The organism is Pseudofrankia coriaricola, assembly GCF_001854805.1.
Classification (GTDB): Bacteria; Actinomycetota; Actinomycetes; order Frankiales; family Frankiaceae; genus Pseudofrankia.
The window spans coordinates 21,579-42,051 of sequence record NZ_MBLO01000080.1 but is presented as its reverse complement, the minus strand read 5'-3'; the positions used below and the strand labels follow the sequence as shown (position 1 = coordinate 42,051).

Below are 20,473 nucleotides of genomic sequence, written 5' to 3'. Positions count from 1 at the left end.
CACGCCCCGTTGGTGCCGCTACCGACCCGACCCCGCCGCGCGGCAATCGGCCTGGACCGGACGATGCTGCGGCCGGCGGCTTCAACTCCAGATCAGCAAGGCGCCTGGCCGCCAGTTCGGCCGGCGACGTCGCGAAAGGCTGGTATGCCCACATGCACGGCGCGGCTCGGCGGGCCGATGCGGATGCGCAGGATGATCGTGCTGAGTACGTCCGGTGAACTCCTTGACCCGGCCCGACACCGTCTTACAGCCCGGGCAGGACCTCTCTCCATTTCTAAGGTATAGCCGACCGGAGGGCTTGCGGCAAGACCCTGCTCCGGCGGCAGAATCACCGACCGAGGCCAGAACTCACGGAAATGAGAGTCAAGAAATGCGCGTGTTGTTGTCGACGTACGGGTCGCGCGGGGACGTTGAACCGATGGTGGGACTCGCGGTGCAAATGCGGGCACTCGGCGCGGAGGTGCGGGTGTGCGCGCCGCCGGATGAGGAGTTCGCGAAGCTGCTGGCGGGCGTCAGTGTGCCGCTGGTGCCGTTCCGCCGGCCGTGGCGCTCCTGGGAGCGGCCGGCGACGCCGGAGGAGCGGACCCAGCGCGTGGCCGAGTTCATCGCCGCGCAGTACGACACGGTCGCCGCGGCAGCCGAGGGATGCGACGTGCTCCTGGCGACCGCCATGTCGCACTTCGTCGCCCAGTCGGTGGCCGAGAAGGTGGACATCCCCCACCGATACGTGATCTTCGCTCCGAACGTGCTAACCGATCTGGACGTCCAGAACTGGAACGGCCTGTTCGGACCGCCGATCAACAGCCACCGGGCGTCGATCGACCTGCCACCGGTAGACGACGTTCGCGCGTTCATGTTCACCGACCACCCATGGCTCGCGGCGGACCCGACCCTGAGCCCGTGGCCGAAGTCGGCGGACCTCGACGTCATGTCCACCGGCGCGTGGATCTTGCTAGACGTCCGCCCGCTCCCCGCCGGGCTGGTGGCGTTTCTGGACGCCGGTACACCACCGGTGTACGTGGGATTCGGCAGCATGCGGGGCGTCCCGGAGGACATCGCCCAGGTGTCCATCGCGGCGATCCGCGCGCAGGGCCGCCGCGTCCTCCTGGCCCGCGGCTGGGCCGACTTGGCCCCGGTCGACAGTGGGGACGACTGCTTCGCCGTCGGCGAGGTCAACCAGCAGGCGCTGTTCGGCCGGGTTGCCGCCGTCGTGCACCACGGCGGCGCGGGCACGACGACGACGGCCGCCCGGGCCGGTGTTCCTCAGGTGGTAGTGCCCCAGGCCGGGGGGGACCAGCCGTACTGGGCCGGCCGGGTGGCCGAGTTGGGGATCGGCGCGGCACACGACGGCCCGGCCCCGACCACCGAGTCCCTGGCGGTCGCGCTCAGGACGGCATTGAGCGGCGAGACCCGTGCCCGAGCGACCCGCATTGCCGGCACGATCAGCGCCGACGGGGCGACGGTGGCCGCGAGGTCGTTGATCGAGGCGGTCACCCTGGACACGTCGCACGTCTCCGCGTGAACCACACGGGATCATCGGTCTGCGGAGTTGCTGTGGCGCAGGGGGATCCAGCTAGGGCTGAGGCGGCTCAGGTCACCCGCGGCAGTTCGGCGTGTCAGCATGCGCCGAGTCGGCGTGCCTATTACACGCCCGGTCGGGATCAGTCCGTGAGCACGTCCGGGAAGCCGAACATCACGGTCAGCGCTGGATCGTGGAACTTGATCACGCGGGAGATGCCTGTGGCGGTTGGGGCCAGCACGACAATGCCGTTTGCCCGGAACGCGCCGTGCGCGTCCCGGTAGTACACGGCGGCGGCGGGCTGGCCGTTAGCTGTAGTAGCGATCATCTGCCAGTCGCCTGGTGCGCCCAGCACGTACGCGTCGAGCATGTGGATGCACTTCTCCCGGCCGGCCTGCCATTCGCGGAACGGCGTCGCCTCCAGCGTGGCGTCTATGCGCAGCACGTGTTCCAGCAGGCGGGCATCGGAGCGCTCGAAGGCTGCGATGTAGCCGTCGAGCAGCGCACGTGCCCGCTGGTCGGTCGGTTCGAGCAATCCCTCGGGCTCTGGTTCCAGTTCGTCCAGCCGGGCGCGGGCGCGCTGCAGACCGCTCTTCACCGCGGCCGTGGTGGTGCCGAGGATCTCCGCGGTTTCGGCCGCGGAGAACGCCAGCACCTCGCGCAGGATGAGGATCGCGCGCTGGCGGGCGGGCAGGTGCTGCAGGCTCGCGATGAGCGCCAGCCGTAGCGACTCGCGCGCGACCACCGCTGCGGCCGGATCGTCGGCGGCCGGGGCGATCCATCGGTCCGGCAACGGTTCCAGCCACGAGACCTCGCCCGGCGCAACGTGACTCGCCGGGCCATCGGGTCCGTCGTAAGGACCTGCCAGGCCCGAGGGCAGCACCCGGATCCGGCGCGGCTCCAACGCAGTCAGGCAGACGTTGGTGGCGATCTTGTAGAGCCAGGACCGAATCGACGCACGGCCCTCGAAGCCAGCGTAGGAACGCCATGCCCGAAGATACGTTTCCTGCACCAGGTCCTCGACGTCATGTGCCGAGCCGACCATGCGGTAACAGTGCGCCAACAGTTCCCGGCGGAACCGCTCGGTCTCGGCAACGAACCGGTCCTGGTCCGCCGCCTCCCGCACGTGCGCCGTCATGCCGCGAATCTGGGCAGCGGCCAGTCGGCCAGATGTGCGACGGCAGCCCAGTCGTCCATCGACAGGCGGTTGTCTCGCGGCCTCCGCTCATAGTCCGCCGCCGCGGATTGCCTGCTTGCCATGCGCTGCTCCTTGTCCAGTCCCGTCGGTCCGGATCCTCGCTCATACGACCGGGACGTCGTTGCGAAAGAAATCGAAACCCAGGCCATAGGGCGCCCTCTCGCGGCGGCGGCGATCAGACCTCGTTGAGCTGCAGGATCATGCCGCGCATGGTCGAGTAGCGGGCCAGGTTCGCGGCATCCTCGGCGGTGCGCCGGCCGATCTCGGACCCGAGCGCGGCTTCCAGGGCAGCCATGTCGTCCCAGTCCAGCATCACGACCATGTAGCACGGCTCGCCGATCACGGGTGGCGGCTCATGACTGCGCGTGTAACGGCGCAGGCCTGGAAGCTGTTTCGCCAATGGGATGTGGACATCGTTGTAGTGACGTTCGAACGCGTCGACGTCGGAGGGGGTGTCGTAGATCATGGCGAATCGCGCCATCTGCTTGGCGGTCGGGTCCACGGTTGCGGTCATCTGTTTTCACCTACTGTCACGGCTGTGCGGGAGTGCTCAGGGCCGCAGGGCCAGTTTGCCGACGGTCGCCCTGGCTTCCAGTTCCGCGAGGGCCTTCGGGCCGTCGGCCAAGTCGTAGGCGGTGGGGCGAGCGGGCGTGAGGACGCCGGCGGCGATGAGGACGGACAGCTCACCCATGAGCTCGCCGAAGATCTGGGGTGCGGCCTGGATCAGCACGCCGATGTTGAGGCCGATGATGTGGACCTGGTGCTTGTACACCAGCTCCCAGTTGGTGATCGCGGCTTCGCCGCCTGCCACGCCGTAGACGATGACCCGCCCGGCGACCGGCCTGGCCGCGGCCAGGCTGGCGTGGAAGGTGGCACCACCCGCCGACTCCAGCACCAAATCGGCACCGGCACCACCGGTCAGCCGCAACACCTCGGCGGCGAGGTCGCCATCGAGGGAGTCCAGGACGTGGTCGGCGCCGAGCGCCAGCGCCGTCTCGTGCTTGCTTGGCGAGGCGGTGGCGATGACCGTCGCGCCGTAGTGCTTGGCCATCGTCACCGCGGCCTGGCCGGTCGCGCCCGCCGCGGCGTGGACCAGCACGGTCTCCCCGGCGGCGATCTGACCCAGGGGCTTGAGCGCGGCGAGTGCGGTGGGCCAGTTCACGACCAGGCCCAACGCCTGCTCGGCTGTCCAGCCAGCCGGCACCGGCATCGCCGCGGCCGCGGACAGGATCATGTACTCGGCGAAAGCCCCGTATCCGACACCGATGACGCGAGTCCCCGGTCGCGGGCCGGTCACCGCCTCGCCCACCGCCACGACCTCGCCGGCGGCCTCGAAACCCGCCAGATACGGTGGCTGCGGGCCGCCCAGGAACGTGCCGTAGGCCTTCGAGATGTCGGCGAAGTTGACACCGGCGGCGGCGACCCGGATCAGGACCTCGCTCTGGCCAGGGCTCGGTACCGGCACGTCGGTAATCAGACGCATGTCCTGCGGACCCTTCAGCGAGGTCTGCTGCAGGGCGCGCATCGTGGCGGGGATGCTCACGGCGATCAGCTCTCGTTTCTCGGCTTGCCTCATCGCGGCCGGCCTCTCGGCGGACCGCACCGTCGACCATGTAGACCTCGGCCACCGCGGAAAGGAATCGGCAGCCGCTGAAGCGTGCTGCGCAGCTGGGCGACCAGCCTGCGCGCGGTCGGAGTCCCGACATGGAGGCGCTTGCGCAGCGTCTCCGCGGAGATCGGGCGCTGATGCTGCTGCCAATGCAGCACATCCTCGGCCCGAGCCCGATGCAGCAGGTCCGTCGCGTGCCCTGCTCTCAGCCCGATGCGACCCCTTCTGCACCGATCGCGCCACGGCGGCGGGCAAGCGATCCGCCTGCGTGTGCTGTTCCGGTACCACAGGGCCATGCGCGACATCGCCTGCCAGCGAGTCTGACGGCGCGACGCTAGACCGGGCCAGCGGCGCTCGGAGTAGCCGCGTCCGGAGATGGCACTGTCTGATACGACGTCGGAGCCCGCCGCGTCGGAGGCTGCGAGGTCGACGCTGGTCGGCCGGCGCGGGGCTCGCCTACATCCTCCGTGAGACGTGGTCTTTTCGCGGTGTCGCCGGGGCTCGTGGTGCCGGGCGGAGAACTGCCAGGCGACGGCGGCGACCGAGAAGGTCCGGACGACGGAGTCGAAGCGACTGCGACTTCGACCGCGGGTAGGTGAGGGCTGCGACGAGCGGCCGGACGCGACGGATTCGCGCGTCACGGCGCGCCGGTGGGAGGTCTGGTTAGGAACCGGAGGTGATCTGCCAAGGATCGGGGCCTGGGTCGAGGCCGGCAGCGGTGAGGTGGAGCCGGGCGAGGAAGTGGGGCCAGCCGGTGGCGTGGGCGGGCCGCTGGCTGTCGGGAAGGTTTCGGTGTTCGAGGCGGAGCCGGGTGCCGGTAGCGGTGGCGGTGAGGGTGAACTCGACCTCGGTCGTACCGGGTGGCAGATCGGGGCTGCCGGCTACTCCCCAGGTCACGACGACGCGGTGAGGCGGGTCAACGATGCGGTAGTGACCGCGGACGGGCACGCCGTTGATGTCGAGGTGGAAGGTCCCGCCGGGGGTGGGATCGAGGGTGGCGTGTTGGCCCATCCACCGGATCATGTGGGCGGGGTCGGTGAGGTGGCGGAAGACGTCCTCGACGGGCGCGTCGATCTCGATCTCAGTGGTGTAGGGGTCAGCCATCGTGGTGCCTTCGGGACTCGGACAGTTCTGTGGGCGGCGTGGGTGGCTGCTGCCGGCGAGGGCTTTCGAGGGCGGCCTTGAGCTGGCCGAGGTGGCGGGTCCAGAAGTCGTCGAGGAAGTCCTGGACGGCCGAGAAGCCGTCGGGGCGGACGAGGAAGAGGTGACGCGTGCCCTCACGGCGCTCGTCGACCAGGCCGGCTTCCCGTAGCACCTTCAGATGCCGGGAGACGGCCTGGGAGGTGATGTCGAGATGGTCGGCGATCTCCCCGACGGATCGCGGGGTGGCCGACACCAGCCGCAGGATGTCGCGGCGGTGGGGTTCGGCGAGCGCCTTGAGGGCCGCGTCGGGGTTCACGGCTGGCGGCCGAGGAATCCCACAAGCCGGTCGGTGACCGAGGCGGTGGCTTCCACCGGGATCGCGGGGCCGATGCGGGTGCCGCGGAAGTCGTCGGTGATGGCCTGGCTGGCGAAGGCGAGAACGTGGCCGGCAAGGTCGTCGTCGAGGCTGGTTGGCTGGCCAGTGGCGGAAGCGAGGTCCCAGCCGTGGACGAGTATGTCGAGGGTGGTGAACCCGGCCAGCGCCGGGCCGGGCATGTCCCCGAGCGGCGTCGTGTGGATGCGGGTGAGCGTGTCGCCGACCCGGGCCGCGGCCAGCAGGGCGGCGGACGCGGTCTCGTAGGCCACAGCCGGGTCGTCGCCGACGAGGTCGGTGGCCGGCAGGCCACCGGGCGGCATCGGATGCCGAGGAGCGCCGTCCGTGAACAGGGCCTCGCCGAGCCAGAGCGTGCCGACGAGATGGTTGAGCAACGCGCGGATGTCCCACTCGGTGCACGGTGTCGCGGCACTGAGCTGATCGGGGCGCACGGTCTTCACGATGCCAGACGTTGAGGCGACGGCGCGGTCGAGGGCATCAAAGATCTCCACAGGGGACCTCCAGCAGTCTCTACAACAAGGTTGTTGCGCAACCAGACTGTAGTGCAACCGATATGTTGTGGATAGGCCGCTGGGTGCTGTCGGGCTATCGCGATCTCAGCGGACTGCCCATGACGGCCGACTACTTTCGGTAACAACCACGGGTGAGATTCGACTCCGGCTCGGCCGTTCAGCCCCTGCTCGATCTGCTTGACCGCGTATGGTCAGCGCGCCTGGCGCTTCACCGTCAGGTGCGGGCCTGTCGCGGGACCGCGCACGCCACCGCCCAGCGAGCACCTCGTCGCACGCCACGGCGATCTCCCTCCAGAGCGAACTCGCCCGTCCACCGCCCAGGAACAGCGGGCGCGGCCGTCTGGAGGCACACCTGGCTACCGAGCCCCGGCGGTGGCTGAAGACATCGACCTCGACGCTTCTCGGGACCGCGGAGACAAGAATCTTGCGCGGGGATGTCCAGATCCGGCTGGCCTGCTCCGACCGGGAGCCAGCGCCCACGACCGGGCGCCTGACGGACGGAGAGACCGATGAAGTACATGATCATGATGTTCGGTGGTCTGGGCACCTCGCTGGCCGACCGGAGCCCGGAGTGGATCACCGAGATGCAGGCCACGATGATGCGGATGGACCGTGAGCTGCGTGAGTCCGGTGAGGTGGTCGAAAGCCGGCACCTGACCGACCCGACCCAGGCCACGACTGTGCGGTTCACCGACGGCGCCCCCACGCCGACCGACGGCCCGTTCGCCGAGATCAAGGAATCCCTCGCCGGGTACTGGGTCATCGAAGGCAGCTACGAGCGGGCGGTCGAGATCGCCTCGGAGGTCGTCGCGGTCACCGAGTACCCGATGGAGATCCGGCGGATCATGGACGAGCCGCCCCAGCAGATGTGAGGCGAGCGATCGTGGGCGAGCCGTTCGGGGACCTGCTGCGCGACCTGGCGCCGCGGGTCCTCGGCGCGCTCGTGCGCCGCCACGGTCAGTTCGACGCCTGCGAGGACGCGGTCCAGGAAGCGATGCTCGCCGCGACCGTGCAATGGCCCACCGAGGGCATCCCGGACCGGCCTCAAGCGTGGCTGACCACCGTCGCCACCCGAATGCTGGTCGACCACTGGCGCAGCGACAGCGCCCGACGCCGCCGCGAGGCAACGGCCGCGCTCGACCCCACCCACCCGCCGCTTGCCGCTGGACCCGACGACACGCTCGTCCTGCTGTTCCTGTGCTGCCACCCGGCGCTGTCGCAGCCGTCACAGCTCGCCCTCACCCTCCGCGCGGTCGGTGGCCTCAGCACCGCGCAGATCGCCTCGGCGTTCCTCATGCCGGAGGCCACCATGGCACGGCGGATCAGCCGGGCCAAACAGCGCATCCGCGACACCGGCGCCCGGTTCGACCTGCCCACATCCGCCGACCGCGCCAGCCGGCTCGCCGTGGTCCTGCACGTGCTGTACCTGATCTTCAACGAGGGCTACACCACCACCTCGGGACCGGAACTGACCCGGGTCGACCTGACCGCCGAAGCGATCCGGCTCACCCGCCTGCTGCACGGGCTGCTACCCCACGAGGGTGAGGTCGCCGGGCTGCTGGCATTGATGCTGCTCACCGATGCCCGCCGCGCCGCGCGAACCGACCGCGACGGCTTCCTCATGCCCCTGGCCGACCAGCACAGGGACCTGTGGGACCGAGCGGCGATCACCGAAGGGCAGACGTTGCTCACCCGCACCCTGGGCACCGGACCGATCGGCCAGTACCAGATCCAGGCCGCCATCGCCGCTCTCCACGACGAGGCCCCGACCGCCGCCGACACCGACTGGCCGCAGATCCTCGCCCTCTACGACGTGCTCGCCCAGGTCGCACCCGGACCTGTCGTCACTCTGAGTCGCGCCGTCGCCCTCGCCATGGTCCACGGCCCGACCGCCGGCCTCACCGCCCTCGGCGCCCTCGACACCGACGACCGGCTCACCCACAGCCACCGCCTCGAAGCCGTCCGCGCCCACCTCCTCGAACAGGCAGGCGACCCCGACGCCGCCCGAGAGTCCTACCAACGAGCCGCCCAGATGACCGCCAGCCTGCCCGAACAGCACTACCTCACCCGCCGCACCGCCCAACTCCGCCCACCCCCATAGCCAGGCCACATGGCTCTGCATGCGGGAGCAGGAGCCAGGTCCTCATCGAGGCTCCTCCCAGCGCAGGCGACCGTGGCGCAGGACCGGTACGCACGCCCGTCTGCCCGTGGCGGCTTTGTCGGGACCGGTCCTCGCTCGGCTCGCCCGAGCGCACGGCGATGGGAACCCGGGTCGCGCCGAGGACATCATGGACCCGGGGAGGGAGACCACCGATGAGGTTGACGATTCTGCACGTCCCGGGCTGCCCGCACGTCACGACGCTTCAGGAGCGGCTCGGTCGCCTGGTCGGCGCCGGCGATGTCGTCACCGTCCGTGTGGTCGATAGCGAGGATCTGGCGGCGGAGGTGGGTATGAGTGGATCGCCCACCTTGCTCGTCGACGGTGTCGACCCCTTTGCTGGGCCGGGTCGTTCGGCGAGCCTGTCGTGTCGGCTCTACCGCGACGAGACCGGCCGGCTGGTCGGGATCCCGTCGCCGGCCCAGCTCCGCGCGGCGCTTGACCTGCCGGCCGGCCCTCAGAGGCCCCCGGCGGTCGGCGATCAAGACCCGGCGTAGGGCGCGCTGACGGCATCTGGACCGACGGTGATCTCCACGGCTTGGTGGCCATCCCGTCACCCGTGGCCACGGGTGACGGGAATGCTAGGGCAGACGGCGGCCCAGCCAGCGCAGCGGCCGGCCGATGACGGGGTTCTGATGCCATCGGCGCCGGATGACCAGCCGCCGGCCGGCCCGTAGCCCGTCGCGTAGGCGGGCGGCGGGTGAGGGGCGTCGTGCGTCCTCACGGCCGCGGGCTTGCTGATGCAGGAAGTGCGCGCAGGCCAGGCAGACCCCGACCTCGGGATGGCGCCCGAGCCGGACCAGGTCAGGCTCTTGATAGGTGCCAGCGCAGCACCAGCACTCCAGCGGTTCGGCGGCGTCTGACGCCGTGGCCGCTACTGGCGTCGTCATGTGGGCCCGCCTTTCATCCGATCAGGTCGCCGCGAGGCTGCCGAGCAGATCCTCGCCGAGCTGGTCGAGGTCGATGCCCTGGCCGGTTAGCAGCAGCCGGACCGGATGGGCCGCGCCGACCGGCAGTCCCAGGCGCGCGGCGTCGCGACGCCCGCGTCGGCCCAGCCCGGAGCCGAGTGGGTCACGCGCGACGCGCAGCACACCATAGAGCAGGTGTTCGGGGCGGATCTCCGCCTCGCCACGCGCGCCCGCGGTGGTGCAGGCAACGAGCTGCGCCCGCTTGATCAGATAGAAGGGCCCGCACAGCGGGTTGTGGGAGGCCCGCCCGCGCCACCATGGCCGTCGGCGTACCCGCCGGGCGGCGTCGTGGACCGCGAGTGTCCCGAACGTCGATTCCAGCTGGCGGCGCATCTGGGTCACGTCCACGCCGAACTCCCGCAACAGCGCGGCGTCGTCCCGGGCCAGCGGCCCGGAGTCCGCCACGATCCGCGCGATCTGGGTCCGCGCGGTTGCCAGGTCCAGTCCGCGTTCGTGCAGCATCGTCGCGGCTGGGTTCGCCGCGTGCGCGAGCACCCCGAGCAACAGATGCTCATCACCGAGATACGGATGGCCCAGGCGGTCACGTTCGGCCTCCGCCAACCGCCTGATCTCCAGACTGGCACCCGAGGGCCGCCCCGCCATCTGCGCCATCAGTCCCGCCCCCGCAGCCGGCCGGCATGCTTGTAGTGCATCGCCTGCTTGGTCACGCCGAGGACCCGGGCGATGTCACGCCACGACCAGCCCTGGGCACGGGCGTTGTCGACCTGCAACTCCTCCAGCACCTCCACCAGGCCCCGCAACGCCGCCACCGCGGCCAGACCGGTCGCCGGATCAGGATCACCCGCCGCCTCCACCATCTGGCTACCTCGCGTCACCGCCTCGCTCATACCGTCAAAATAGATTGACGCCCCCCGAGGCGTCAAGCGTCTTTGACGACGCGTGGGCTGGGCCGGGTACACCCACCCACAGCCACCAACATCAGACCCGGCCCTGCCCCAGCCGATCTTCTCCACGCTTCCAGGGAAACCTCGCTGCCCCGCCGCAGACGTGCGGCGCCCACACAACATCACCCCTAAGGAGGATCAGAGACTCGGAAAGATCACCTTCTGGGCCGTTCAACCCTCCACGGTTACGAGGGATTGACAGTCACCGCTACGGCTCCCTCAACGGCTGACGAGCACAGAGGCCCGCCCTCGGCCGCCCGGCCGCCCGGCAGATGAACGGCCGGCCGGGAGGTGACTCAAGGCGGCAGCGTTGTCCACGAGCTGATCAAAGCGTGGAGTGCCCGGTCTGGCCTGACGGGGGAGGCCCGACGGCGGGCTAGCGCGCTCGGGCGTGCAGGAAACCGTCGATCTCGACCCGGTCGGCGAGGTTGTCGACGGTGCCGACGAGGCTCGCGAGAGCGCATTCGAGGACGATGTCGAGGATCAGGCTGTCGTCGAGGCCGACCGACGAGGCGCGGTCCAGAACCGTGTCGTCGACCTTGCCGCGCCCGAGCGCGATGGAGCGGGCGAGTGCGTAGACAGCGGCGGCGCGTGGCTGGTCTGGCTCGCGGCCGCCTCGCATCGCGTCCACATCGGAGGCGCCGGCGCCGAGCTGGTCGAGCATCGTCGAGTGGAAGGCGACGCCATAGGCGTTATCGACGGCGACGCCCACGGCGAGACCGGCGATCTCACGTTCCTGCCGCGGAAGCCGGGCCGTTCCGAGGGCGCGGCGCAGCCCGTCGAATCCGGCGAGCAGCGCCGGGGAGCTGGCCATCGCGGCGGCCATGTTGGGGACGACGCCGAGGTCGTCCGCGATGCCGCGCAGCAGGGCCGCGGCTTCGGCGGGAGCGGACTCGGCGGTGTGGACGGTGAGCTTCATCGTCGCCTCTCCTAAGTGCCGCCGACTGCCGGCGGCTGCCGTGCAGACTCCCGGCTCCGCTGGTGGCGGCGCGATTCCCTGGCAGGGAAGGGATTCGATGTCGGTGACCGGCTAGCGTCCGGGACATGGTGCTGGCGAGCTCCACGTCGCGGCCGGGTTCGGCGCTCGGTGATCAGCTCCGCCACTGGCGGAGTCTTCGCCGGTTCAGCCAGTTGGACCTGGCGGTCGCGGCGGGAAGCACTCCCCGCTACATGAGCTTCGTCGAGAGCGGCCGGGCCCAGCCCAGCCGCCAGATGATCGAGCGGTTGGCCCGCACGCTCGACATTCCGCTGCGCGACCGCAATCTTCTGCTGCTGGCTGGTGGCTACGCGCCGTCGTACGCCGACGAGCCGTTGGACAGTCCTGGGCTGCGCCAGGTGAGCGCGGCGTTGGCGGTGATGCTCGACCAGCATGATCCGCTGCCGGCCGTGGTGCTGAGCCGAGGCTGGGATGTGCTGCGGGCCAACCAGGGCGCCCAGCTGCTGTTCGGGCGGTTGTGCGCGCCCGAGCCGGTGCCTGAGCCGGCCAACGTGCTCCGGATGGTCATCGAACCTGGGCCGGTCCGACGGGCGATCCGGAACTGGAACAGCGTCGTCCCGCACCTGCTGGAACGCGCGCGTCGCGAAGCCGTGGGCGGAGTGCTGGACGACCGGACCGCCGAGCTGGTGCGCGGGCTGCGAGCAAGGTCCGACGTCGCCGCGCTGCTGGCCGCCCCGGAACCGGGGTTGGAGGCGGCTCCTGTCGTCGACGTGCGGTTCGAGGTGGACGGCACGCCGCTCAACCTGTTCTCCGTGGTGTCCACGATCGGCACGCCGATCGACGTCACCGCGCAGGAGCTCCGGCTGGAGTCGTTCTTCCCCAACGACGACGCGACCCGCGAGAACTGGTCGCGCCTGTGCGCCGCCAGCCAGATCTGAGCGGTCCACCTGCCGCCCGCTGACTGCCGGCTGAACACGGACTCATGACCCCGGAAGTGGACCCCTGACGAGACCCGGCTCTTAGGTGTTGCGACCGCCGTTGACGCCGAAGACCTGGCCGGTGATGTAGCCGGCCTCGTCCGAGGCCAGGAACGAACAGGCCGCGGCGATGTCCTCGGGCTTGCCCATCCGGCGCACGGGTGTGGCGGCGACGAGGTCCTCGGCGGTGTTCGAGCCCCACCGGCCGCGGGCCTCTTCGCCGCGCAGCATCGGTGTGTCGACGAACCCCGGCGGGATCGTGTTCACCGTGATGCCGCTTGGGCCGAGCTCGAGCGCGAGCGCCTTGGTGAAGGCGATGACGCCGCCCTTGGACGCGACGTAGTGGGTCATGAACGGCTGGCCGCCCTGGGCGCTGGACGAGGAGATGTTCACGATCCGGCCCCAGCCGGCCTCGGTCATGTCCGGGGCGACCGCCTGGCAGCAGAGGAACGTTCCGGTCAGGTTGACCGTCAGGATCGACGTCCACTGCGCGAGGGTGATGTCCATGAACCGCTTCGCGCCGGTCTTGCCGGCCGAGTTCACCAGGATCGTGACCGGTCCGAACCGGGCGCGGGCCGCGGCCACGGCGCGAGTGACGCTCTCGGCGTCCGCGACGTCGGCGGCGACCGCGAGCGCGGCGCCGCCCGCGGCCTGGATCTCGTCCGCGACCGCCTTCGCGTCGGCCTCGTTGAGGTCGAGCACAGCGACGGCGGCTCCGTCCTCGGCCAGGCGCAGGGCGCACGCCCGGCCGATTCCGGAGGCGCCGCCCGTCACGATCGCGACCTTGCCGACCAGGTTCCCGAGCATCTGCTTCCTCTTCCGTTCAGCGTGTCTCGTTCGGACGGAGCGTATCGGCTAACGCTTTGCCTGGTGGGCGGCCACGTATTCCGCCGCGGTCTTGTGCAGATGCCGGATGAGGATCTCCTGGTCGTTGATCGGGAACTGTGTGACGGTGCGGGACTCGAGCATCGTCTGAGTGGCCTCCAGGGTGTTGGAGTCCTGGAGGCCGAACTCCTTGAAGGTGACCGCGGCCAGTTCCTGGCGCATCCGCTCGGTGGCGTTCTTCGGCGGGACGAAGTAGAGCGTGCCCTCGAAGATGTGCTTGTTGTAGGCCGTCGGCCAGTAGTGGTACGTGAGGTACCAGCCCGGCGCCCACACGACCATCATGAAGTTCGGGAAGAAGACGTAGGAGTCCAGGCCCCACTGGCGGTGGCGGCCCGGGTTGAGCCCCGGCGGCAGCTCGCGGAGGGCGGCCAGGTCGGGGCGGTCCCAGGGGCCGAAGTTGCCGCTGCGCAGCTCGCGGTCGATCGGCTTGACCATGCTGAGGTCCTTCGGCGGCGACATCCCGCCCCAGGCGGACTGCATCGAGTGGATGCCGTCGATGTCGTAGTGCAGGCCCTCGTAGCCGTAGCTCTGGATCTTGCGTGACTCGGCGCTCACGTACTGTTTCCCGTGCAGGACGGGGGCGTGGTAGAACTCGGCGAACGCGTCGATGTAGAGCTTCCAGTTCGCCCCGACCTCGGCGCGGTACTTCCAGGTCTGCGTCATCTCGCCGAACGGGTAGCCCTCAAGGCCCTTCCCGAAACGGCCGAGGTACTCGCGCACGGACGTGGAGCCGCTGTCGTCGAGGTTGACGAAGATGAAGCCCTCCCACACCTCGCAGCGCACCGGGACGAGCCCCAGCGTCGCCTTGTCGAGGTCGAAGAACTCCGACTCCTGCTGCACGAACGTGCACGCGCCGTCGAGGCCGTAGCGCCAGGCGTGGTACTTGCAGATGAACTGCCGGGCCGTGCCGCTGACCTCCACGCCAGGGTTCTCCTGCCAGACCAGCTTGTTGCCCCGGTGGCGGCAGATGTTGTGGAACGCGCGGACCTCGCCGGCGGTGTCCCGGACGACGATCACCGAGGTGCGGGCGGCGTGGATCTCCTTGGTGAAGTAGTTCCCGGTCTTCGGGATCTGCTCGACGCGGCCGACGTTCAGCCAGGTGTGGCCGAAGATCGCCTTGCGCTCCAGCTCGTAGTACTCGGGCGAGATCGAGTCCTCGAACGAGACGGGGCCGGTGCCGAGGCTCGGGAAGTGCTCGGTCCAGCTGCCCTCGCTGGGCTTGGGGAAGTGCGCCATCGATCTGCCTCCGAGTCGACCGCGGCCAGGGAGGGCGGCCATAATCGTACGGTACCGTCCGGTTTTAGAACCATACGGCGCCGTACGATTTAGGTCAACCGGCCCGAGGCGGGTGCCAGGGCCGCTGGCCCAGTTCGAGCAGGCACCGCCGTACGCCGCCGCACGCGGCCGGGGCTTTCATGGGCTGGTTCGGCGTGCGTGCCGCGGCGGCGCACGCCGGTCACCTGAAACGGACGGAACCGTAGGGTTGTCGGGTGGCGTCCGAGGCGGGATCCGAGGTGGGTAAGGAGCGCTCCCGCTCGGGACGGCCGACGTCGACGCAGGCGGCCCAACTGACCGACCGGATCCGGCGGGCGGCGGTCGACATCTTCCTGGAGAACGGATACGACCGCACCACCATGGAGGCGGTGGCGCAGGCCGCGGGTGTCACCAAGGGCACCCTCTACGCCCGTTACCCCGACAAGCGCGCCCTGTTCGTCGCCGTGAGCTCGTGGGCGCTGACGCGGCTGGAACGCGACGAACAGGCGCTGGAACCGCTGCCGGACGACCTCGCCGCCAGCCTGGAGATGATCGCGCGTGCCATCCTGGCCCGGTCCGTCGACCCGGACCTGGTCCGGCTCAGCCGGATGGCGATCGCCGAGTCCGCCCGGTTCCCCGACTTCGCGGCCAGTTCCCGGGCCATCACCTGGACCCCGCGCATCCAGGTGATCATGGATCTGCTGCGCAGGCACGAGCGCGGCGGCGCCATCGTCGTCCGCGACGTCGAGATCGCCGCCGAGCAGTTCTTCGCCATGGTCGGCGCCATGCCAGCCTGGCTCGCCGCCTACGGCATCCACCGGACGCCCGAGGTCGAGGAGGCGCACCTCCAGCACGCCGTCGACCTCTTCCTCAACGGCCTGCGCGTCCGCGACACCCGACCCCCGGTCCTGGACCAACGGCCCTGATCTCCAAGCGATCGCGGACCTGGCCAACTCCTGATGCCGACCGGCCTGGTGCCCGCGAACGCTTCGAACGGGCGGCAACGAGGTGTGAAAATCCCTTTGAGGCGCGCCGATGACCTGCCATCGCGCGCGGAGTCTGATGATCCGATCCAGGGATTTCGGCGCGCTGTCGCCCGCACGCGGAGCGGCCGTCGGTGACTTGGCGCCCGTCCGCGCCGCGGCCGCTGGGACACCGACGTGATTCCTGGCGGGACCTGGGTATCCAACGTCCGTCAATCCGCTGGATCAGGCGGTAGCGAGGAGGTTCAACGTGGCACTCAGCTGGAAGTGGCTTGTGGTCGACTGCGCCGACCCGGCCCCGGTCGCTAGTTTCTGGGCCGACGTCTTCGGCGTCAGCGCCGAGTCCGACCAGGACGGCGAGTGGATCGTCGTCTCGCCGGACAGCTCGGTGAAGCTGCTGTTCGGCCTGGTGCCCGAGGCCAAGACCGTCAAGAACCGGCTGCATCTCGACCTGACCCCGTCGTCGCCCGACGAACAGCGGGCCGAGGTCGAGCGGCTGCTGGCCCTCGGGGCCACGCGAGCGGACGTCGGGCAGACGGGCGAAGAGTCGTGGGTGGTGCTCGCGGACCCGGCCGGCAACGAGTTCTGCATCCTGAGCGGCAAGGGCTGACGTCGACAGCGTCCTACCCGTCGCTCTCCGGAAACCTTGGCGATCTTCGACCGGCGCCGCGACGTACCCTGAAGGGCGCAGGAACACAGTTTCGCTGGTCAGGGCAGGGGGCGGTCGACCAGCGGGATCAGTCGGGAATCCACCAGCGCGGCCGTCCGGTGGCCGATGCCGGCGACGTAGCCCTCGTTCGAGGCGAACGCGAGGAAGTCGGCCACGCTGGCCTGGCGGATCAGCATGGCGAGGTCCCACCGTTCGTCGGTCGGACCGACGAACGGGTGACCACCGGTGCCGAAGAACTCGACCGAACCGCCGCTGGCCGCCAGGTACGGCAGGGTGTGCCGGACGTAGCGGTCGTAGGCGGCGGAGCCGGAGATCCGCTCCGGGGGCGCGAGGTCCGGGTGAGCCGAGTAGTCGGCCCAGTCGCGGAACCGGAGCAGGTTCAGCATCGTCAGCGGACCCTCGATGCCGCGGGCGAAGAACAGTCGGGCGTTCTCGTCCGACGGGTCCAGGTACACGGCTGGACGGTAACAGCGCCGCTCCGGAGCCTTCCACCGGATTTCCCATGGCACCTGATGAGCAGGCCTCACCCGGGGAGCCACTGCCAGCGGCCGCGGCCGTGGTCCGTCACAGCGGGATGGGAGTGCGGGGACGGGCGAAGAGCGGCCTCACCATCGCGGTCGCGTGCGTGAAAGGGCTCCTGGGTTGGCGCGCTGCATCGTGGTGACACACTGACCAGGTGATCTATGACGCGGCATCGCGGCCTAAGGCCGTGGCACGAGCCGCTCGGCGTCGTTCGTTGCTGAGAGACATCGGCCATGCGTGATTTCGCGTGCCCGAGGTGCGGGCAGCAGCTGACGTTCGAGAACTCGCGCTGCCTGGGCTGCCACAGCAGCATCGGCTTCGACCTCGACGCGCGCTCGTTCGCCATCCTGACCGCCGAGGGGGCCCGCGCCGAGGGCGGTGGAGCGTCCAGGTGCGCGAACGTTGGCGTTGCCGCCTGTAACTGGCTTGCTCCAGTTGAGCGCCCGTCCGGACTGTGTAGGTCGTGTGCGCTGACCCGCACACGGCCCGCCGATACCGATCGGGACGCGCTGCCGGACTTCGCCGAGGCCGAAGCGGCCAAACGGCGGCTGGTGTTCGAGCTGACCGAGCTGGGCCTCCCGCTTCGAGGGCGGGACGTCAACCCCGAGACCGGACTGTGTTTCGACCTGCTCTCCAGTAGCCATGAGCATGTCGTCACTGGCCATGCCAACGGGGTGATCACCCTGGACCTGGCCGAGGGCGACGATGTGCACCGCGAGCAGTTGCGTGTGTCGATGGCCGAGCCCTACCGCACCCTGCTCGGCCACTTCCGGCACGAGGTCGGTCACTACTACTTCACGGTCCTCACCGACAGCGGCGACGGCAAGGAACGGTTCACAACGCTGTTCGGCGACCCCGACGCCGACTATCAGGCCGCCCTGGACCGGCATTACCAAAAGGGCCCGCCAAACGGCTGGCAGGATACCTACGTCTCCGCCTACGCCACCATGCACCCAGCCGAGGACTGGGCCGAGACCTTCGCGCACTACCTCCATATCCGCGACACTCTCGATACCGCCGCCGCGTTCGGCTTCGCTCCCGCCGGTGCCACCCTGGCGGCTCCGCTCGTCGGCGACGTCGGGTTCAGACGCATCATCGAACTGTGGCTGCCGCTGGCCTGGTCACTCAATATGATCAACAGATCCATGGGTCACCCGGACCTCTATCCGTTCGTTCTCCCGCCCCCCGCGCTGGACAAGATGCGCCTCGTCCACCAGCTCGTCGCCGGGGAGAGTGACGCCGGGCGCGCCCCCGTGGGCCAAGCCGCGCGGTCTTGACCTCCGGGACCGCTGGTGGCCTGGAGGTCGCCATCGAACACGCGAGGTAGTCGGGGTCTACTCGATGATCCGAATCCACTACATAAGGTGACGTGCTGATTTCATCCTGGCGTCAATGTGGGTGTGTGGGTTTCGGGGGGCGCATGCCAAGGTGCTGATGGTGGTATGCGCAAATTTCTTTGTTTGAGCCGCGGGGCCGGTGGGGTAAAGCTCCCGATAACACGACGGATGATCGCCGAAGATGGTTTCCCACCTGGAGGATCCCGTGCTCGTGACCATCATCTCCTGGATTGTGCTCGGTCTCATCGCCGGCGCGGTCGCGCGTCTTCTCGTGCCCGGACCTGACCCGATGGGAGTTCCGACGACGATTCTCCTGGGTGTCGTCGGCTCGTTCATCGGCGGATTCCTGGGTTACGTTCTTTTCGACAAGGACCTCAGCGAGGGCGCCCTGCAGCCGTCCGGCGTCATCGGCTCCATCATCGGTGCGATCATTCTTCTACTGATCTACCGGCCCACCAGCCGTCGCCGCAGCCACACCAGCCGACGCCGCACCACCAGCCGTCGGCGCGTCCCACGCTGAACGCGTCTCACCCACACAACCGTGAAATGGGAGGGCGTTCAGCGCCCGTCGGGTGCCGCGGCTGGGAACGCCACCACAGTGGCGTCCCAGCCGCGGCGCGCTAGGTGATCCGGCGGTCGGCCGCCCAGCGGGTGAGCTGATGGCGGCTGGACAGCCGCAGCTTGCGCAGGACGTTGGACGCGTGCGTCTCGACGGTCTTGACCGAGATGAACAGCTCGGCCGCGATCTCCTTGTAGGCGTACCCGCGGGCCAACAGCCGCAGTACCTCACGCTCACGCGGCGTGAGCTGGTCGAAGTCCGCGTCGGTGGCGGCCGCCGCGACGGACGGCGCGGCCGGGGCGTCCCGGAAGGCGTCCAGGACGAAGCCCGCCAGCAGCGGGCTGAACACGACGTCCCCGCCCGCCACCCGCTCGACGGCGTCTGCAAGATCATCGGCGGAGATCGTCTTGGTGACATAGCCACGGGCGCCCGCGCGGATCAGCGCGATGACGTCCTCGGCCGCGTCCGAGACGGAGAGCGCCAGGAAGCGCGTGGCCGGCAGGCGTTCGCCCACCTGCCGCAGGACGGCGAGACCGCCTCCGTCCGGCATGTGCACGTCGAGCAGGACGACCTGCGGCCTGCTCGCCACGATGCCCGCGACGGCGTCGGCGGGCGTCGCCGCCTCGCCGACGACCTCGACCCGCCCGCCGAGCTCGGCGCGGACGCCCGCCCGGAACATGGCGTGGTCGTCGACCAGATAGACCGTCGTCATCGCCGCATCCTTATCGCTACTTCCGTTCCACCGCCAGGGCTGCTGCGGATCGAGACCGTCCCGCCGTTGCGCTCGACGCGGCCGATGATCGAGCCGCGCACGCCCTGCCGGTCCTCGGCGACCGCGTCCGGCTCGAAGCCGATCCCGCGATCCCTGACGAAGACGCTGACGGCGTCGGTCTCGACCTCGGCGTACAGCGAGACGTCCGTGGCCCCGGAATGCCTCGCGGCGTTGACCATCGCCTCGCGGGCCGCGGCGCAGGCCGCCGCCAGCGCGTCGTCCAGGACGAGATCACCGACCACGACGACGTCCACCCTGACCGCGTACGCGTCCTCGACCTCGGCGGCGGCCGTGCGCAGCTCGTCGCCAAGCTGGCCGCCCGCGGCGCGCGTCCCGTAGAGCAGGCCGCGCAGCTCGCGTTCCTGCCCGCGCGCGAGGCGGGTCACCTCACGTGGCGAATCCGCGTTGCGCTGGATGAGGGCGAGGGTCTGCAGGACGGAGTCGTGCAGGTGTGCCGCTATGTCGGCGCGCTCCTGGCCGCGGATCCGTTCGGCGCGCTCCGCGCCAAGCTGGGACGTCAGCCGGATCCACCAGGGCCCGCCGAGGAGGGCCAGGCCGACCGCGGTCACTCCCGTCGCCCACAGCCCGTCCCGGAGGGCGTTCACGTTCGCCCGGTGCAGGACGAGGACACCCCCGGCGAACACCAGGACAGCCCCGACGGCCAGGCGCAGCCGTCCCATCCGGTCGGCGGGCGGTGCGCCGACCGTGCTGCGCGAGACCCGCAGCCAGCGCTCGCGGTCCGGGCCGGCCGCCTGGCGCCAGATCGTCGCGCCGCCGATGCAGGCCAGCAGGGTCGGCACGAACAGCGTGGCGCCGGCGACCCTGGTGGCGAGCAGCGCGGTGGCCGCGAGCACGACCACGGCGAGCAGCGCGAACTCGACGGGACGCGGCAGCCGCGAGCGCCGGGCGCCCTCCGGGGTGGGCAACACGATCCAGTAGGTCGCGTAGAGCGCGATGCCAAGGCCGCCACTGACCGCCAGGGCGAGGAAGACCAGGGCGACCGCCCGGCGACGCAGGCCCGTGTGCAGCGCGATCCCCGCGATGACACCGCCGGCCCAGCCCACGTCCGGACGCCGGTAGAGAACGCGGGTGGTGGGCAGGCTCCGGGTCACAGAGCCATGATTCCGGCTCAGGCCGCCGCCTGGTATCAGGAGTTGCCCCCAGACGCGGG

Annotated in this window: 24 protein-coding genes and 1 pseudogene; 9 read left to right on the top strand and 16 right to left on the bottom strand. The window is 70.1% G+C overall.

Annotated features, from left to right (window positions below):
* Positions 1-418 precede the first annotated feature (418 nt).
* On the top strand, positions 419-1,522 hold the full coding sequence (locus tag BCD48_RS13900) for a glycosyltransferase (RefSeq protein WP_241841710.1): 1,104 nt from the start codon (positions 419-421) through the stop codon (positions 1,520-1,522).
* 139 nt (positions 1,523-1,661) lie between these two features.
* Here the strand turns inward: BCD48_RS13900 and BCD48_RS13895 are convergent, their stop codons facing one another.
* From BCD48_RS13895 to BCD48_RS13870, 7 genes and pseudogenes are all read right to left on the bottom strand, one after another.
* Positions 1,662-2,657, bottom strand: a complete 996-nt coding sequence (locus BCD48_RS13895; RefSeq protein WP_071048780.1) for an RNA polymerase subunit sigma-70 — start codon at positions 2,655-2,657, stop codon at positions 1,662-1,664.
* A 235-nt stretch (positions 2,658-2,892) separates the two neighbouring features.
* Positions 2,893-3,231, bottom strand: a complete 339-nt coding sequence (locus BCD48_RS13890; protein WP_198543233.1) for an EthD family reductase — start codon at positions 3,229-3,231, stop codon at positions 2,893-2,895.
* Positions 3,232-3,267: 36 nt separating this feature from the next.
* Positions 3,268-4,293, bottom strand: a complete 1,026-nt coding sequence (locus tag BCD48_RS13885; protein ID WP_198543232.1) for an NADPH:quinone oxidoreductase family protein — start codon at positions 4,291-4,293, stop codon at positions 3,268-3,270.
* Positions 4,290-4,524 (bottom strand): annotated as a pseudogene (locus BCD48_RS53520) (hypothetical protein); the annotation flags it as partial. The pseudogene BCD48_RS53520 and the gene BCD48_RS13885, both read right to left, overlap by 4 nt.
* A 465-nt stretch (positions 4,525-4,989) precedes the next feature.
* On the bottom strand, positions 4,990-5,430 hold the full coding sequence (locus tag BCD48_RS13880) for an SRPBCC family protein (protein WP_071048779.1): 441 nt from the start codon (positions 5,428-5,430) through the stop codon (positions 4,990-4,992).
* Positions 5,423-5,785, bottom strand: a complete 363-nt coding sequence (locus BCD48_RS13875) for an ArsR/SmtB family transcription factor (protein ID WP_071048778.1) — start codon at positions 5,783-5,785, stop codon at positions 5,423-5,425. Before BCD48_RS13875 ends, BCD48_RS13880 begins: the two co-directional genes overlap by 8 nt.
* Complete coding sequence (locus BCD48_RS13870; RefSeq protein WP_157910493.1) at positions 5,782-6,354, bottom strand: TIGR03086 family metal-binding protein; 573 nt, start codon at positions 6,352-6,354, stop codon at positions 5,782-5,784. Before BCD48_RS13870 ends, BCD48_RS13875 begins: the two co-directional genes overlap by 4 nt.
* Positions 6,355-6,884: 530 nt before the next feature.
* Between BCD48_RS13870 and BCD48_RS13865 the strand changes: the two genes are divergently transcribed.
* The 3 genes from BCD48_RS13865 (at position 6,885) to BCD48_RS13855 (ending at position 9,030) form a co-directional block, all read left to right on the top strand.
* Positions 6,885-7,247: a YciI family protein gene (locus BCD48_RS13865; RefSeq protein WP_071048777.1), complete on the top strand. Its 363-nt coding sequence runs from the start codon at positions 6,885-6,887 to the stop codon at positions 7,245-7,247.
* Between the two features lie 11 nt (positions 7,248-7,258).
* Positions 7,259-8,476, top strand: coding sequence for an RNA polymerase sigma factor (locus BCD48_RS13860; protein ID WP_071048776.1), 1,218 nt, complete (start codon positions 7,259-7,261; stop codon positions 8,474-8,476).
* 212 nt (positions 8,477-8,688) lie between these two features.
* On the top strand, positions 8,689-9,030 hold the full coding sequence (locus BCD48_RS13855; RefSeq protein ID WP_071048775.1) for a hypothetical protein: 342 nt from the start codon (positions 8,689-8,691) through the stop codon (positions 9,028-9,030).
* 84 nt (positions 9,031-9,114) lie between these two features.
* Here BCD48_RS13855 and BCD48_RS13850 read toward each other — a convergent pair whose 3' ends face one another.
* From BCD48_RS13850 to BCD48_RS13835, 4 genes are all read right to left on the bottom strand, one after another.
* The gene (locus BCD48_RS13850; protein WP_071048774.1) at positions 9,115-9,423 is read right to left on the bottom strand and encodes a hypothetical protein; all 309 of its coding nucleotides are present in this window, start codon (positions 9,421-9,423) and stop codon (positions 9,115-9,117) included.
* A 21-nt stretch (positions 9,424-9,444) separates the two neighbouring features.
* Positions 9,445-10,113 (bottom strand): Clp protease N-terminal domain-containing protein, encoded by a 669-nt coding sequence (locus tag BCD48_RS13845; protein WP_083418593.1) that lies wholly within the window; start codon positions 10,111-10,113, stop codon positions 9,445-9,447.
* On the bottom strand, positions 10,113-10,337 hold the full coding sequence (locus BCD48_RS13840; RefSeq protein WP_071048833.1) for an RNA polymerase subunit sigma-70: 225 nt from the start codon (positions 10,335-10,337) through the stop codon (positions 10,113-10,115). The genes BCD48_RS13845 and BCD48_RS13840 overlap by 1 nt, the downstream gene beginning before the upstream one ends.
* Positions 10,338-10,782: 445 nt before the next feature.
* Positions 10,783-11,325 carry a carboxymuconolactone decarboxylase family protein gene (locus tag BCD48_RS13835; protein ID WP_071048772.1) on the bottom strand — a complete coding sequence of 181 codons (543 nt, stop codon included), beginning with the start codon at positions 11,323-11,325 and terminating at the stop codon, positions 10,783-10,785.
* Between the two features lie 125 nt (positions 11,326-11,450).
* Between BCD48_RS13835 and BCD48_RS13830 the strand changes: the two genes are divergently transcribed.
* Positions 11,451-12,281: a helix-turn-helix domain-containing protein gene (locus BCD48_RS13830; RefSeq protein ID WP_071048771.1), complete on the top strand. Its 831-nt coding sequence runs from the start codon at positions 11,451-11,453 to the stop codon at positions 12,279-12,281.
* A gap of 81 nt (positions 12,282-12,362) precedes the next feature.
* Here BCD48_RS13830 and BCD48_RS13825 read toward each other — a convergent pair whose 3' ends face one another.
* Together BCD48_RS13825 and BCD48_RS13820 are read right to left on the bottom strand one after the other, a co-directional pair.
* On the bottom strand, positions 12,363-13,127 hold the full coding sequence (locus BCD48_RS13825) for an SDR family NAD(P)-dependent oxidoreductase (protein WP_071048770.1): 765 nt from the start codon (positions 13,125-13,127) through the stop codon (positions 12,363-12,365).
* 48 nt (positions 13,128-13,175) lie between these two features.
* Entirely contained in the window at positions 13,176-14,441 is a 1,266-nt protein-coding gene (locus BCD48_RS13820) for an aromatic ring-hydroxylating oxygenase subunit alpha (RefSeq protein WP_071048769.1), read from the bottom strand.
* 254 nt (positions 14,442-14,695) lie between these two features.
* On the opposite strand from BCD48_RS13820, the gene BCD48_RS13815 reads away from it, so the two are divergent.
* Positions 14,696-15,385 carry a TetR/AcrR family transcriptional regulator gene (locus BCD48_RS13815; RefSeq protein WP_241841709.1) on the top strand — a complete coding sequence of 230 codons (690 nt, stop codon included), beginning with the start codon at positions 14,696-14,698 and terminating at the stop codon, positions 15,383-15,385.
* 307 nt (positions 15,386-15,692) lie between these two features.
* Entirely contained in the window at positions 15,693-16,052 is a 360-nt protein-coding gene (locus tag BCD48_RS13810; protein ID WP_071048768.1) for a VOC family protein, read from the top strand.
* Positions 16,053-16,150: 98 nt separating this feature from the next.
* Here the strand turns inward: BCD48_RS13810 and BCD48_RS13805 are convergent, their stop codons facing one another.
* The gene (locus tag BCD48_RS13805) at positions 16,151-16,567 is read right to left on the bottom strand and encodes a DUF1330 domain-containing protein (RefSeq protein WP_116271513.1); all 417 of its coding nucleotides are present in this window, start codon (positions 16,565-16,567) and stop codon (positions 16,151-16,153) included.
* 300 nt (positions 16,568-16,867) lie between these two features.
* Here BCD48_RS13805 and BCD48_RS13800 point away from each other — a divergent pair, with 300 nt between their 5' ends.
* Together BCD48_RS13800 and BCD48_RS13795 are read left to right on the top strand one after the other, a co-directional pair.
* Positions 16,868-17,911 (top strand): zinc-binding metallopeptidase family protein, encoded by a 1,044-nt coding sequence (locus BCD48_RS13800; RefSeq protein ID WP_071048767.1) that lies wholly within the window; start codon positions 16,868-16,870, stop codon positions 17,909-17,911.
* A gap of 265 nt (positions 17,912-18,176) precedes the next feature.
* A complete protein-coding gene (locus BCD48_RS13795) occupies positions 18,177-18,491 on the top strand; it encodes a GlsB/YeaQ/YmgE family stress response membrane protein (protein WP_071048766.1) in 315 nt (104 codons plus the stop codon).
* Positions 18,492-18,591: 100 nt separating this feature from the next.
* Here the strand turns inward: BCD48_RS13795 and BCD48_RS13790 are convergent, their stop codons facing one another.
* Both BCD48_RS13790 and BCD48_RS13785 read right to left on the bottom strand, forming a co-directional pair.
* Positions 18,592-19,242: a LuxR C-terminal-related transcriptional regulator gene (locus BCD48_RS13790; protein ID WP_071048765.1), complete on the bottom strand. Its 651-nt coding sequence runs from the start codon at positions 19,240-19,242 to the stop codon at positions 18,592-18,594.
* A complete protein-coding gene (locus BCD48_RS13785) occupies positions 19,239-20,414 on the bottom strand; it encodes an ATP-binding protein (protein ID WP_083418591.1) in 1,176 nt (391 codons plus the stop codon). Before BCD48_RS13785 ends, BCD48_RS13790 begins: the two co-directional genes overlap by 4 nt.
* Positions 20,415-20,473: the final 59 nt, after the last annotated feature.